Below are 13,325 nucleotides of genomic sequence, written 5' to 3' on the forward strand. Positions count from 1 at the left end.
CAGCAAACCAACACACCGAGCCACACAGACCCGATCCATCCGGCCATCACGCTGACACCAAGAAAACTACCCCCACCCCCGATCACAGGTCAAATCGACCCCCCAAACACCCTCTGACCTGCGCAGACAGGGGTGTTTTCGGTGCGTTTCCGTGGACTTCATGATTCAGGTCACGGTGGGTCCGTGTCCGGCACTGTCCGGTCGCCGGGATCAAGCAGGCCCGCATCCCCCGGCCCGCGGGACACAACGCGAGGACAGCGCGAGGACGCTGGCCCACGTCGACGAGCAGCCGGCCGACGAAGAGCTGGATGTGCTCGAGCGCGCCGTGGCGAGGCGTCGCCGTGAGGCGGCCAGACGCGGGCTTCCACCGTCACGAACAGGCGTTCGCGATGCCCGGCGCGCCCGATGTCCAGGCACAGCACCTGCGCACGCTCGCTGACAATCCTCGGACTCGGCAGTATGGCCGTGCCGGACCATGCTCGGCGGGCGGCAGAACCCTCATCATCGGGGCCTGGCTGCCTCGACGTACCAGCCGGGCGCAGTCGATTGTCGCGTTCGTGAGCCGAACTTCCGAGATGCCGAACGGCCACGGATTCATTACGCTCCAGCCATCCGAACGGTGCGGTCAGCGCGTAAACACACAAGGAGGAGGAAAGTGAAAGGGTTCAAGAACTTCCTGATGCGCGGGGACGTCATCGTCGTCGCGGTCGGCCTGGTGGTCGCGCTGGCGTTCAGCACGCTGGTGAAGGCGTTCACCGACTTCATCATCAATCCGCTGATCGCAGCCGCTCAGGGTGGAGAGGCGATCGGGCTCGGCGTGCAACTGGGCGCCGCAGGTAACAAGGCCACCTTCCTCGACGTCGGCTCGTTCGTCTCGGCGATCATCTACTTCCTCATTTTCATGGCGGTCGTTTACTTCCTCATCGTCGTGCCCTACCGGATTATTCAGGCGCGTCGCGGAGTCACCGTCTTCGGCGATCCGGTCCCCGCCAAGACCTGCCCCGCCTGTCTGTCCGAGGACCTACCGATTGCCGCCACCAAATGCAAGTACTGCGGCAGCAGCGTGCCCGTCGAAACGGCTCCGCTGAAGGGATAGGCACCCGGACCGAGCCACGACACCGATACCGCGGCCCCGTTGCGCCGGCGGCCTCGGGGGCCGACGCTGGGCTGGGGCACGTCGGCCCCCGGCGGTCACGGCTGCGCCCGTGGAGGTGCACATGGCGATGCTTGAGTTCGACGAGGCTGCGGCACGCAATATCCAGCGTCTCTACTCCACCCCGGACATCGTCCGGCAACGCGCCGAGGTACTCGGGTTGCTCGCGCCCCAACCGGGCGAGCATGTTCTCGACGTGGGTTCGGGGCCCGGCTTTCTGGTGATGTCACTGGCCGACGCCGTGGGGTCGAGCGGGGCGGTGCACGGGCTCGACTCGAGCGCCTCGATGAACGCGGTGGCACGTGAGCTGACGTCCTCCCGGCCTTGGGTCAGCATCGATGAGGGCGATGCCACCGCGCTCCCGTATCCCGATGCCGCCTTCGACGCCGCCGTGTCGACGCAGGTCTACGAGTACGTGGCCGACATCCCGGGGGCGTTGGCGGACCTACGCCGGGTGCTGCGGACCGGCGGGCGGGTCGTCATCCTCGACACCAACTGGGACTCCGTGGTGTGGCACGCCGCGGATCGCGAGCGGCACCTGCGGATCATGACTGCCTGGGAGGAGCATCTCGTTCATCCGCGCCTGCCGTGCACCCTGGCCGGGCACCTGCGCCGCGCCGGATTCCGGGTGACCGGCCGGTCGGTGATCCCGCTGTTCAACGCGGCCTATGACGTCGACACCTACAGTGCGCAGAGCATGACGGTGATCGGGCGGTTCGTCACCGGCCGCCAGGGGATCACGGCCGCGGACGTCGACGCCTGGATGGCCGATCTGCGCGAACGCGGAGCGGAGGACGACTACCTGTTCAGCGTCAACCGTTACTGCTTCGTCGCCGTCGCGCAGTGACGAACCACGACGACCCGGCCACCGACGAGCGGCCCGCACGAGCCCGCCTGTGCCGGCGCTGACGGCCATGCTCAACGGATCTGCCGCGACGCTCGCAGGGCGGGGTGCGGTGCCTCCCCGGGACGCAGATCGACGCCGATCACACTCAGCAGACCGACGAACGCGGCGCCGCCGACCAGGGCGATATCGGCCACGTTGCCGACGAAGTAGCCGTTGTAGTCGATGAAGTCCACGATGTGGCCCCGCCCGAAACCGGGCTCGCGCAGCAGTCGGTCGCCGAGATGACTCACGGCTCCTCCGAGCAGCACCCCGACTCCGATGGCCCAGCTCAGGGTGAGTCCACGCGCAGCGAGCACGACGAGTCCGACCACAGCGAGCGCCGCGACGACGGTCAGTACCCACGTGAACCCTGCAGCGAGACCGAAGGCCGCCCCTGGGTTGTAGATGAGCCTCCACTGGATGACCTCGCCCACCACCGGGGTCGCCTCGCCGCGCACGAGTGTCGTCTCGGCCCACCGTTTGGTGAGCTGATCGACCGCCACGACACCGGCGGCCAGCAGGAGGACCCACGGCAGCATCCGACGCGCCGTGGCGCCAGACTCCTCGGACGTCGTCATGCGCCGATCATCCCCGAATCGGCACCGATCATCCCCGTGCCGGCCACGGTGGCGACGCGACGTGCCGCCGGACGGTGGCGCCGCTCGCGTCCCGGCATGTCATGAAGGCACGCAGCGAAATCGACCGCCGGAGCGCACCTCGAAACCCGCGGGCGGCTACGGTCGCCTGATGGATCTCGACGAGGCGCGTGAGGTCATTCGCGAACAGCATCGGGCGGTGCTCGCCACGCTCCGAGACGACGGCACTCCGCAGATGTCACCGGTCCTGGTCGCCGTGGGCGAGGACGGTCGAGTGCTGGTGAGCACCCGGGAGACCGCGATCAAGGTGCGCAACCTGCGGCGGGACCCCCGCCTGTGGCTGTGTGTCCTGCCCGACGGGTTCTTCGGACGCTGGGTCCAGGTGGAGGGCCGCGCCGAGATCGTCTCGCTGCCGGACGCGATGGATGTTCTGGTGGACTACTACCGACGCGTGGCCGGCGAGCACGAGGACTGGGACGAGTACCGCGCGGCGATGCAGCGGGAGCGGCGGGTGGTGCTGCGCGTCACCCTGGACCGCGCCGGCCCCGACCGAGCCGGCTGAGCAGCACTTATCTGACACCCCGCGCGGGGGCGCGAGCCCGGTTCCGGGCACGAGCACGTCGGGTCGTCGACCAGGGTGCCGGGCGGCCCCGGCGACCGAAGCGTCCGCCGCCCGACTTTATATCGCGTTACGATATATGTGTGGCGTCCGGGCGAGTTGGGCCTGCCCCCGGACCTGCCCGCGGCACGTCTGGCTCGCGCAGAGCGGAAACGCGGAGGTCATGATGATCGTCTTGTGGGTTCTGGTCACCGTCGTGGCACTCGGCCTGGCCGGATTCGGTCGGGTCCGGCGCGATCACATGCAGAAGGTGAGCTTCAGGCCTCCGAGCGGCTCACGAAGGCCGCCGAGGTGATGGCCCGGCGTCCGGCGGCGTCCGAGCCTGCGGCTGCCGTTCGATGAGCAGCGACAACCGTGCCACGCAACGACCTGCGCCCGTCGTGGTCGGCGTCGACGACGAGGCCACGACCGGCGACGCGGTCGCGTGGGCGGCAGCCGAAGCCGCCGCCCGTCAGTGCCCGCTGCGTCTCGTCCATGCCCTCCGCTGGACCGTCATCGCGGGGCCGTTCGGCCTCGCCCTGCCGCCGGAGAACCTGTTCATGACCCAGGAGGCCGCACAGCTGCTCCTCGACGCCGCGGTCGCCCGAGCCCGGGACGTCGCCTCCGACCTCGGCGTCTCCACGTGGCTGCGACCCTGGCCACTGTCGCGCACGCTGGTGGAGGAAAGCCGCCACGCCCAACTGCTGGTCCTGGGCGGCCACCCGGTACGCGACGGCGGCAGACCAGCCCGATCGGCCACCGCCCGGATCGCGGCGACCGCCTTCTGCCCGGTCGCCATCGTCCGCGCGTTCGACGGCGTGCCGCACGCCCGCTCGGCCCCTCGCGTGGTCGTGGGCGTCGGTGGAACCCCCTCGGACGCCGACGCGCTGCGGTTCGCGTTCCGGGCGGCCGCGCAACGCGGGATTCCCCTCCTTGCGGTGCACGCCCGGACGCCGACCGGTTCCCCCGACCTCCCGACCTCCCGCGGGTTCTGGGCCGCCGCGGAAGCCACCACGCAAAGGAACCTCGAGAACGCGCTCACCCCCTGGCGCGACAAGTTCGCCGACGTCCCCGTCATCGCCCGGACGAGCTACGCCGACCCCGCCCATGCCCTGGTCGAGGCGTCCCGTGGTGCCGCGCTGACCGTCATCGGCATTCGAAGCCGCAGCCACCTCCTGACGACGATCGGCCCCGTCGGCCGGACCGTCCTGCGAGATGCCCACGGCCCGATCGCCGTCGTGCGGCACCAACGCCGTCCCGTACCACCGCCGACCCGGCTCCGGTCCATCGAGCTACCCGCCTCCGGGTTCACGAGCCACCGCGCCCGAAGGCCTCCCGGAATCGACCGAATCCGCCCGGACAACGGCAGGGCATGAGACCGCCTCAGGGGGTCGGCAAAGTTAGGTGATCTTGAGTAGTTGTAGTGGTCGGGTGGTGTCTCGGGCGTGATGTCGCAGCGCGGCGGCGATGTTGGTGGCGCCGTCGAGCCGGTGCAGGTTGATCACCAGGTTGCGCAGGGTGGCCATGACCTGGGGTGCGTTGCCGGTGTGGATCCGGGAGGCGTCTTCGGCGAAGGTGACGTCGCGGACCCAGTGGAGGGCGTTCTCGATCTGCCAGTGCCCGCGGATCCAGGCGGCCAGTTCGTCGGGTCGGGTCTGGTGGGGTGCCAGGTCGGTGATCGCGTAGACGGTCTCGGTGCGCCAGCGGCCCCGCTTGCCGGTGCGGGCGGTGGCCGGGCGGGTGCGGCGGGTGATCTGAATGGCCTGTTTCGCGCCGGGGAAGGCGATGCCGGCGGCGAGGGTGACGACCTTGAGAGTGCGGATCTCCCGGCGGCCGTGGCTGGTCTCGGTACTGCGGTGATCGGGGTCGATGTCGCGCCAGGGCAGCCCGGCCAGCTGGCGGCGCAGGGTGGGCTGGTTGGCCTTGACCGACAGGACCCAGTGGCGCCGCGGGCGGCGAGATAGGTGACGTGGTCGCGTTGGGTGTGCAGGGCATCGGCGGTGATCACTACCCCGGACAGGTCGATGCCGGACAGGCGTTCCAGCAGCGGGGTGAACGCGGTGATCTCGTTGCTCTTATCGTCCACGCCGATCTGACCGAGCACGACCCGGGCGTGCTGGTCGATCACCGCCAGGAGGTGCTTGCCCGGGATCTCACCGCCCGCGCTGGTGTGGCGGGAGCCGCGCAGGGTCTTGCCGTCCACCGCCAGCACCCGCCGCCGCCCGGTGGGCCGCCGCTCGGCGCACAACTGCTGCACGAACGAGCCGATCACTGCGTCAAACTCGTCGGCGTCGATCCGCCCGAACAGCCGCCGGATCGCCGACTCCGACGGACACCGCCGCTGCACCCCGAGCGCGGTAGCGACCTGTTCGGGCAGGTCAGCCACCCATTCGGCGACCGCGACGAACGAGCGTGCACCGGCCGCGACCGCGCACACCGACGCGGTCAGCACCACGACCAGGCCGTGGCGGATCCCCCGGGGCTTGCGCGGATCCGACAGCCCAGCCAGCGCCGCTCGCAGGCCCGGCCCGATCGCCACCGGATCCGGTGGACCGAGCTCACCTGCCTGGTCGGCGACAGCGGCGATGGACAATGATGCAGACGCGGGCACGGCTCTCCGATGATCAAGGCAGGCGTGAGAACCGCCATGATCACCACAGATGCCGGGCCCGCACCCTCATCCCGACCGCGTATCGCCGCAACTCAGCACCCACTCACCGCGACTTTGCCGACCCCCTGGAGACCGCCTCACCCGAACGCACCATCCGCAGCACCGCGTCGATCGCGGCGGAAGCCGATATGGGTACCGGCGGCGATCTTATCTGTGACAATGCACGAACTCGCCGTCATCCCCTTCGGCCCTCCAGGAGACGATCCTGTGATCGCGAACCAGACCCCCGCCGCTGACTACCGCGAGATCGCCGGCCGCTTCACCCAGCTCGTCGAGGGTGTACCCGACGACGCAACGTGGAACCGCCGGTCCCCTGTCCCCGAATGGACCGCCCGCGATGTCGTGGGACACCTCGTCGGGTGGTTCCCCGGCTTCCTGGCCGCCGGCGCGGGGGTCACCCTGCCGTCGGGTCCCAGCGTCGACGATGACCCGGTCTCCGCCTGGCGCACCATGAGCGACGGCGTCCAGGCCGTCCTCGACGACCCCGCGTCGGCCGACAAGAAGTTGGTCAATCCGCATATCGGCGAGCTGGCGCTGCCGACGGCGATCGCGCAGTTCTTCACCACTGACGTCTTCCTGCACACGTGGGACCTCGCCCGTGCCACCGGCCAGGACGAGACCCTCGACCCGCAGCGCTGCGCGGCCTTGCTCGAACAGCTGCAGCCCCTCGATGACCTGCTGCGCTCGAGCGGACAGTACGGGCCCAAGGTCGCCGTCGCCGACGACGCCGACCCACAGACCAAGCTGCTCGCCTTCATCGGCCGCGACCCTCGGTAGGGGCCGACAGGTCCGCCCGGAGAGGCTGAGCCGGTGAGGTGAGCGACGGGCAACCATGCTGGGCCAGGGACGGGTAACCGCACCGGCGGCGCAGACCCTGCCGCGAACACGACGCCGTTGGTGCTGTGAGGCGTGCTCGACAGCACGTTCGCAGCAGATCGGGAGCAGGTCAGTTGATGAGCCCGTCGCTGGGGTGGTCCCGGGGGAAGTCTCGGACGTAGCGGAGGAACTTGCCGAGGGCTCGATCGGCCTCGATGAGCACGTCCTCCCGGAACCGGATCGTGTCCATGACCGGCGCGTCCTCATCCTGGAGCTGGGTGATCAGCGCCTCGCTCATGCCGAGGACCCGGTCGACCCGCTGCTCGTCCTCGGCGCTCCCGGAGCCCTTCACGGTGGCGGCGACGTTGAAGCCCCGCGATCCGTTCGGCACCGGAGTGCCGCCGAACGCGCTCAGCACCTGGCTACCGTCCCTCCGGGTCATCGTGAGCGTGATCGCATTATTGCCGAAGCACTTCACATGCTGGCGCAGCATGCCGAAGTTCGGGAGTTCTCCATCGACCTGGTATTCGTACTGGAATCCGTCGATAACGATATCGGCGGGATCATAATCGATCTTCATACCGTGCAGTTCCCGCAGATGCTGGAAGTCCATCGAGTTGGTCAACAGCATATAGGGATCGACCCGCCACCGCCGCGTCTCGTGTGCCCGGAAAACAAGGTCCTCGGCGGAATGGGTGGGGAAGGCCGGCGGGTCGTAGAGCGGCTCGGTTCCGTTGAACACCCAGATCAGCCCCATGGATTCGACCGTGGGAAAGGTGAACAGCCGAGCCTGGGACGGAATACGGTCGACGCCGGCCGGGATCTTCGTACAGATGCCTTCGGGGCCGTACTGCCAATGATGGAACGGACAGCGGACGTCATTTCCGCATACATCGCCTACGGACAGGTCCGCTCCGAGGTGGCGACAGTAGGCGCTGTGCACCCTCGCCTGCCCGTCCTCACCGCGGTAGACGACGACGCGTCCGTCGAGGAACTCCTTGCCCACCAGCTCGCCGTTGTCGATCTCGTCGCTGAGCGCGACGGGGTACCAGCATTGGGAGAACCCGCCCTCGCCCTCCCGGGGGATGCCCTTCTTGCCGACCGCTCGGGGCTGCTCGATGATCGTCATGGTTCCTCCGTCCGTTCGGTGGCGACATCGGCACTGGCAAAGACCGGGAGCCCGATGGTGAACAACTCGGTATCCGCCGTCGCGCGATAGGTGACGCCCTCCCTGTCATCGATCCGAATCGCGGTGTAGGAGCCGTAGGTGGTGTCAGCACAGCGCACGGCGCCATTCATCACGAAATGCAGAAGTACGCCGTTCCGCTCCGGCACCTGGTGTGTCACTCCCGTGGCGATTCGCGTGAACCCGACGGCCGTGCGCCGTTCTCCGAACGTCGCGATGTGCTTGTGTTCGACGCCCGGCTCGGACTCCGCGGGAACCCAGGTGAAATTCTCTGGCCGCATGCTGATCGGGTGCGTGTAGCGAGGCTTCGGATAGTCGACGGATTTACCGTTCACGTGTTCCCAGATGGCTTCGTAGCCGTCCTGATTGCGATGGCGGCCCTCGTCGTCCACCCAGCGGAAGATTCCGTTCTCGAATCGTCCACGCTCGGCGAGGGCCCTGTTGCCCACAGCGAGCTGGTCGTAGCTCATGAATCCGCTGCCCGTCGACCCGCCCATCTGCACGACGAGGATGACCCCGCCCTGCCCGACCTGCGGCCCGTAGTAGGTGCCTTCGGGGAGGTAGGTCACCGTTCCGGACGGCACCGTGGTGTCGCGCGTGTACTGGTGCAGGCCCTCCAGCACGTAGTGAATCTGGTCGAAGTTGTGGTGGTGCCGAGGCGTCCGGTAGCGCTCATCGATATGGACCAGCGAGAGCTCGAAGTTGTCCGGTGCGCCCTCCTCCCCCTTGAGCAGGCGCTGGAAGGAGATGCCCTCACCCCGATGGGTGGCGAAGGACCCGCCTTCGACGTCACAGACCACGACGGCTCTCATATTTCCTCCTACAGGTTTGTAGGACAATAACGCCGCAAGGTGGAGCCCGCAAGAACGTCACAGAGGGGTCGCCGGCCGCGGCGGCGGATCTCAGCGCACCGCGCGGCGGGTGCCCAACGGGGCGCGGGTCTGCCAGACCTCGAGCCGCAGGACCGATTCAGCGGAGCTGCGGACGTGCTCGCGCATGGCCTGCTCGGCGTTGCCCGGGTCCGAGGCGAGGATCGCGGCGGCGACGGCATCGTGCTCGTCGATCGAGTCCGCCTTGGCTGCAACGTCGATGAGCCTCCGGTAGAGCAGCCGGAAGGCCTGCACGTGCAGTTGACCGAGGAGCCTGGCCAGCATCGTGTTACCGGCGATCTCCACGATCACCTGGTGGAAGCGTTCATTGACGTCCATGTAACGGCTGACGTCCGAACTGCCCCGATGCTCGTGGACCTCGGCGATGACGCCTTCCAGCCGCGACCGGTGGTCGGCGGTGTCGATCCGCTCCGCGGCGAGCCGGGCGGCCTGCCCCTCCAACGCCTCCCGCACCTCGAACAGCTCGACGATGTCCTCGCGGCTCATCCGCCGGACCAGAGCGCCACGGTAGGGCTTGATGACCACGAGTCCGTCGGCGGCGAGGCGCCCGAAGGCCTCCCGAAGCGGCCCTCGGCTGACCCCGAACTCCCTGGTGAGATCCGACTCGACCAACCGCTGCCCTGGGGCGTACAACCCGTCCCTTATGCCCTCCGTTATGGCCTGCACCACGCCGTCCACAGTGGTCACTCTGCTGGCACCCGAAATGGTCGTCATCGAAGTTCGCCTTACCAGGAAGTCGGACGATTCATCCTAACCGCGCACGGCGTGAACCGCCCCGACTCCACCGGCGTCGGGGCGGTTCGTGATGCTCAGGAAGCGGTGACGGCGGCGAGCGCCTTCTCGCCGATCTGCTGGTCTTGCGTGTAGTGGCCGCCGGCGATGCCGATCCCGCCGACCGTCGAGTCGCCGGCGCGCACCGGAAACCCACCCGGCACGACGAGCACCTGCTCGACGCCGTCGATCGCGGCGGCGAGAACCGGGTCCTCGTCCGCCATCGCGCGCACCGCGTGGGTCGGGGCGCCCAGGGTGGCCGCTGCCACCGCCTTGCGGATTGCCACCTCCCAATTCACCCACCCGACGCCGTCCGCACGGGCGCCGCTGACCACGCGTCCGCCGGTGTCGACGACGACCACCGCCACCCCGACGGACTCCGCGGCGGCGTTCTCGAGCGTCGACCTGACAAGCTGCATGGCCAGGTCGACGGGCAGTGCTGACGGTTGGTTCATGAGTCCCTCTTCTCGGTTGTCTGGGCACCGACGGGCCAACAAGTTCCACATTATCGTCCTACAATTACGTCTGATAGCTACTGCCGGTGGTCGACCCACCAGCTCACCGACCTGATAAACTGCCACGCCCAAGCCGTGATGCCCGGGGTGTCAATCACGGTCAACGTCGCGCTGAGCCAGCTCGAACTCGAGCCGGACGAATTCATCGTGGACCCCTGGGTCCGGGAACACGCCACCTTGGTCGATGAGCAGCGTGGTCGGATAACGGCCGCTGCTCACCTGGTCCGCTACGACGACGGCACCAGCGTTGGCCGAGACCTCCGCGATGCGGGCGAGCTGCGCTGGCTGCTCCAGTGGCCCGACGCGTCGTACTGGCCCGACACCCACCTGGCCGGCGGCCCCACATCGATCGGCTGCTCGATGGGCTCGGCTTCGAGAGCCGTCGGAGTGAACAGGTGCTCCTCGCCGACGTCGCAGACCTTCCCGGCAATGCCCGGGACGATCTGACAATCCTGCGGACCCTCGGGGAGTGCAGGACCCGGTTCACCGCCCTGGCCGGAGAGCGGGAGATGGGGTACGTGGAGATCGACACGACGATCGCCGGTCCGGGACGGGTAGCGGCTCCGGCGGGTTGGGCAGACGTGGGGAACCTACACGTCTGGCTATGTCGGTTCTCACCGACAGAACCACACGTCGCCAAGGACAGCCGCATGCAGGGCGTTGGGTCCACGCTCGTCGCTGCTGGTGCGCAATGGCTGCGGCTCGCCCGGGTTGACCACCTCCTGACCTACGCCGAGCCTGACGAGTCCGATCTCGTCGCCTTCCTGCGGCGGTGCGGATTCGAGGTCGTGACGACCTACCGCCGAGCGTGGGTGCAGACCGGTGACGTGCTGTCGAACGTCTCGTGATCAGTCACAGCCCCCCAACGAGCTGGGCGGGTAGCCGGACACGGCGCCGCGAACGGGCCGGAGGCGTAGTGATCGAGCGACAGGGCCGGCGTGGCCGGCCCCGCGCCAACTCGCCGTCATCCCCGCAGTCAGCGATGCGTCCCACCAGAGAGCGGGCGGACCGTGCCCCCTATGCCGTCATGATCCCGAGGGCGATCTGGACATCGGTACGGCGTGTGGCGTCAAGCCCTCGCCACGGCGGAGCGTCGTCCGGCAGCGCCTCCGCCAGGAGCCGTAGTCGCGAATCGTCCGAGCCCTGCAGGTTCTCGCGTGCCTCGTAGGGATCCGGAATGCACGCGAGGAGGGCGACGGCGTCCTGCAGGTGACGCTCGGGATTGCGCGAGTCCGTTCAGTAGGCCGCTGCCTTGAGGACGACTGCCGCCAAGGATTCGGGACGCTGAGCGTGATCTCCTGGCCGTCGACGACGAGTCGAGCGTTAACGGTGCGGCGCAGAGCCTGCGTCCCACCCTCGATCGCGATCATGTCCCGCCCCCGCAGCCAGGTGGCCCTCGCTCGGTCTCGATGTGCGGCACCATGTCGACGTCGTTCGTGGGACACACCGGACTGAACCCTGCGTACACGCAGCGGAGCTGAGCCATCAGGCCACCGACGAGAGTCCAGTGCGCGTGGGGAAACGCCCGCTTGATCTCCACGACGCTCGGCCAAGGCTGCCCCCAGCCGCCCGCCGGGGTCGGACATCGATCGTCGCCCGATCAGGCACGAAGCTGTCCCAGCCCCGCGTCCAGCACTCTTCGTCCGATCTCGCGCTCACGAGCGTCGAGAGACTCGGCCAGGTCCAAGGCCGCGAGGATCGGACCGGCCTGCGCCAAGTCCTCGACCAGCTCGATGGCTGCCGAGGTCGCCCGCAAGATGACATGCCCTTCTTCATCTCGCTTCAGACCGTGTCGCCTGATCAGCCCCGCGACGTCGCCGACAGGGAGGTAACCATCCACGCCGCTCATGTCCGCGAGCCCCAACGAAGCGGAGGCTCGTGAAGCCGCAACCAGCTCGGCCGCGACTCGGTCGCCAGCCCGGCTGTGCCCCACATACCGCGTGACACGAGCGCGGTTACGGGCGCGCTCGACGAGCTGCGCCGCTGTCAACGACCGTAGCCGGCCCCTCAAGCGGGAGACTTGGCTGGCCCCGAGCCACTCGGGCGCGACGCCGGAGAGGAGCGCCACAGCGGCCCACGCGGTCATCTCCGCCCAGGCCCGTCGATGCACAGTGGCGTGCACGGCCAGATGACGCGCTACCGACGTGGCGTCGACCAGCCCTCGGGCGACCGTCTGGATGTCGCCCCGCGCAGCGAGATGCTGCACCTGGCGGGTGGTGACCCCCAAGCGCTCAGCAGCATCTGCCACCGTCAGCTCCATCCGCCACCGACCTCACATCCGTACACGAGATCCGTGGCCGAACAGCCGTGTCACCCACAGCCAGGCAGCCCTCAGCATGGGAGGAACAGCCGAACACCCACGCGACTCCGCGCGCACTCGCAGTCATCAGTGGACAGCGACAGATCGATATCGTCCCAGGTCAACCCGGTGGGCCCCCGGGGGATCGAACCCCGAACCCGCGGATTAAAAGTCCGCTGCTCTGCCGATTGAGCTAGAGGCCCCACTGCGACGCACGCTCCAGCCGTCGCCCGCCCCGATAGAGTACGACGTGCCGGACGGTGAGCCGCTGACCCGCCCCGGATCTCATCATCCGATCACTCTGGGTCGCTTGTGCGCACGCAGCGTCACCGAGGATCCTCCACTCATGCGAGCCTTCTCGGTCTGCGTGACGGGCGTCCTCGCCCTTGCCTCCCTCGTCTCCTGCTCGGGCCAGGGCACCTCAGAACCGACGGAGGATTCCGGCAAGATCCGCCACGCGACCGCCGCCGTCGCGTTCGCCCTGGACAGCCCCGGCGCCATCACCCACCTCCCCGAGCTCGTCCCGGCCGGGGCCACCGCGAAGATCACTTCCAGCTCCGGCGGTGGGCGGTCGACGGTCACGCTGGAGGTGAGCGGCCTGCTGGCGGATCGGCACTACGGCGCGCACGCCCACACGAAGCCGTGTGGCTTGGCCGCCACCGGCTCCGGCCCACATTTCCAGCACCAGAAGGACCCGATGAGCCCGAGCGTCGACCCCGCCTACGCGAACCCACAAAACGAGATCTGGCTCGACTTCACCACCGACGCCCAGGGCCGGGCGAGCGCGACCTCCACTGTGGACTGGGAGTTCACCGACGAAGCACATCCCGCCTCCATCGTCGTGCACGCCAACCACACCGCGACCGAACCCGGTAAGGCCGGAACCGCCGGGGACCGGGCGGCCTGTGTCAGCGTGGACTTCTGAACCCGGGACAATCGGTGTC

15 protein-coding genes, 1 tRNA gene and 1 pseudogene are annotated in these 13,325 nt (G+C 68.6%); 8 read left to right on the top strand and 9 right to left on the bottom strand.

Going from position 1 to position 13,325, the window contains the following annotated elements; translation table 11 throughout:
• Positions 1-655: 655 nt before the first annotated feature.
• A complete protein-coding gene (locus ACFQE5_RS09660) occupies positions 656-1,096 on the top strand; it encodes a large conductance mechanosensitive channel protein MscL (RefSeq protein ID WP_379584506.1) in 441 nt (146 codons plus the stop codon).
• A gap of 121 nt (positions 1,097-1,217) precedes the next feature.
• Positions 1,218-2,000, top strand: coding sequence for a methyltransferase domain-containing protein (locus tag ACFQE5_RS09665; RefSeq protein WP_379584507.1), 783 nt, complete (start codon positions 1,218-1,220; stop codon positions 1,998-2,000).
• Positions 2,001-2,071: 71 nt separating this feature from the next.
• Here ACFQE5_RS09665 and ACFQE5_RS09670 read toward each other — a convergent pair whose 3' ends face one another.
• On the bottom strand, positions 2,072-2,617 hold the full coding sequence (locus ACFQE5_RS09670) for a signal peptidase II (protein WP_379584508.1): 546 nt from the start codon (positions 2,615-2,617) through the stop codon (positions 2,072-2,074).
• A 169-nt stretch (positions 2,618-2,786) separates the two neighbouring features.
• Between ACFQE5_RS09670 and ACFQE5_RS09675 the strand changes: the two genes are divergently transcribed.
• Positions 2,787-3,197, top strand: coding sequence for a PPOX class F420-dependent oxidoreductase (locus ACFQE5_RS09675; protein ID WP_379584509.1), 411 nt, complete (start codon positions 2,787-2,789; stop codon positions 3,195-3,197).
• Between the two features lie 395 nt (positions 3,198-3,592).
• Entirely contained in the window at positions 3,593-4,609 is a 1,017-nt protein-coding gene (locus tag ACFQE5_RS09680) for a universal stress protein (protein ID WP_379584510.1), read from the top strand.
• A 24-nt stretch (positions 4,610-4,633) separates the two neighbouring features.
• On the opposite strand, the gene ACFQE5_RS09685 is transcribed toward ACFQE5_RS09680, so the two are convergent.
• Both ACFQE5_RS09685 and ACFQE5_RS09690 read right to left on the bottom strand, forming a co-directional pair.
• Positions 4,634-4,759, bottom strand: a complete 126-nt coding sequence (locus ACFQE5_RS09685; RefSeq protein WP_379584710.1) for a hypothetical protein — start codon at positions 4,757-4,759, stop codon at positions 4,634-4,636.
• A 27-nt stretch (positions 4,760-4,786) separates the two neighbouring features.
• Positions 4,787-5,844, bottom strand: a pseudogene (locus ACFQE5_RS09690) (ISAs1 family transposase); the annotation flags it as partial.
• A 267-nt stretch (positions 5,845-6,111) separates the two neighbouring features.
• Here ACFQE5_RS09690 and ACFQE5_RS09695 point away from each other — a divergent pair.
• Complete coding sequence (locus tag ACFQE5_RS09695; protein WP_379584511.1) at positions 6,112-6,681, top strand: TIGR03086 family metal-binding protein; 570 nt, start codon at positions 6,112-6,114, stop codon at positions 6,679-6,681.
• A gap of 169 nt (positions 6,682-6,850) precedes the next feature.
• Here ACFQE5_RS09695 and ACFQE5_RS09700 read toward each other — a convergent pair whose 3' ends face one another.
• From ACFQE5_RS09700 to ACFQE5_RS09715, 4 genes are all read right to left on the bottom strand, one after another.
• Positions 6,851-7,849 (bottom strand): Rieske 2Fe-2S domain-containing protein, encoded by a 999-nt coding sequence (locus ACFQE5_RS09700; protein WP_379584512.1) that lies wholly within the window; start codon positions 7,847-7,849, stop codon positions 6,851-6,853.
• Positions 7,846-8,718 (bottom strand): hypothetical protein, encoded by an 873-nt coding sequence (locus tag ACFQE5_RS09705; RefSeq protein ID WP_379584513.1) that lies wholly within the window; start codon positions 8,716-8,718, stop codon positions 7,846-7,848. Before ACFQE5_RS09705 ends, ACFQE5_RS09700 begins: the two co-directional genes overlap by 4 nt.
• Before the next feature lie 90 nt (positions 8,719-8,808).
• On the bottom strand, positions 8,809-9,483 hold the full coding sequence (locus ACFQE5_RS09710; RefSeq protein WP_379584514.1) for a GntR family transcriptional regulator: 675 nt from the start codon (positions 9,481-9,483) through the stop codon (positions 8,809-8,811).
• 122 nt (positions 9,484-9,605) lie between these two features.
• A complete protein-coding gene (locus ACFQE5_RS09715; RefSeq protein ID WP_379584515.1) occupies positions 9,606-10,022 on the bottom strand; it encodes a GlcG/HbpS family heme-binding protein in 417 nt (138 codons plus the stop codon).
• 147 nt (positions 10,023-10,169) lie between these two features.
• Here ACFQE5_RS09715 and ACFQE5_RS09720 point away from each other — a divergent pair, with 147 nt between their 5' ends.
• The gene (locus ACFQE5_RS09720) at positions 10,170-10,529 is read left to right on the top strand and encodes a hypothetical protein (RefSeq protein WP_379584516.1); all 360 of its coding nucleotides are present in this window, start codon (positions 10,170-10,172) and stop codon (positions 10,527-10,529) included.
• Between the two features lie 203 nt (positions 10,530-10,732).
• Entirely contained in the window at positions 10,733-10,930 is a 198-nt protein-coding gene (locus ACFQE5_RS09725; protein WP_379584517.1) for a hypothetical protein, read from the top strand.
• 752 nt (positions 10,931-11,682) lie between these two features.
• Here ACFQE5_RS09725 and ACFQE5_RS09730 read toward each other — a convergent pair.
• Together ACFQE5_RS09730 and ACFQE5_RS09735 are read right to left on the bottom strand one after the other, a co-directional pair.
• Positions 11,683-12,342 (bottom strand): hypothetical protein, encoded by a 660-nt coding sequence (locus ACFQE5_RS09730; RefSeq protein ID WP_379584518.1) that lies wholly within the window; start codon positions 12,340-12,342, stop codon positions 11,683-11,685.
• A gap of 169 nt (positions 12,343-12,511) precedes the next feature.
• A tRNA-Lys gene (locus ACFQE5_RS09735) sits at positions 12,512-12,584 on the bottom strand.
• Positions 12,585-12,727: 143 nt separating this feature from the next.
• Here ACFQE5_RS09735 and ACFQE5_RS09740 point away from each other — a divergent pair.
• Positions 12,728-13,306: a superoxide dismutase family protein gene (locus tag ACFQE5_RS09740; RefSeq protein ID WP_379584519.1), complete on the top strand. Its 579-nt coding sequence runs from the start codon at positions 12,728-12,730 to the stop codon at positions 13,304-13,306.
• Positions 13,307-13,325 lie beyond the last annotated feature (19 nt).

The organism is Pseudonocardia hispaniensis (assembly GCF_042658695.1).
Taxonomy (GTDB): Bacteria; Actinomycetota; Actinomycetes; order Mycobacteriales; family Pseudonocardiaceae; genus Pseudonocardia; species Pseudonocardia hispaniensis.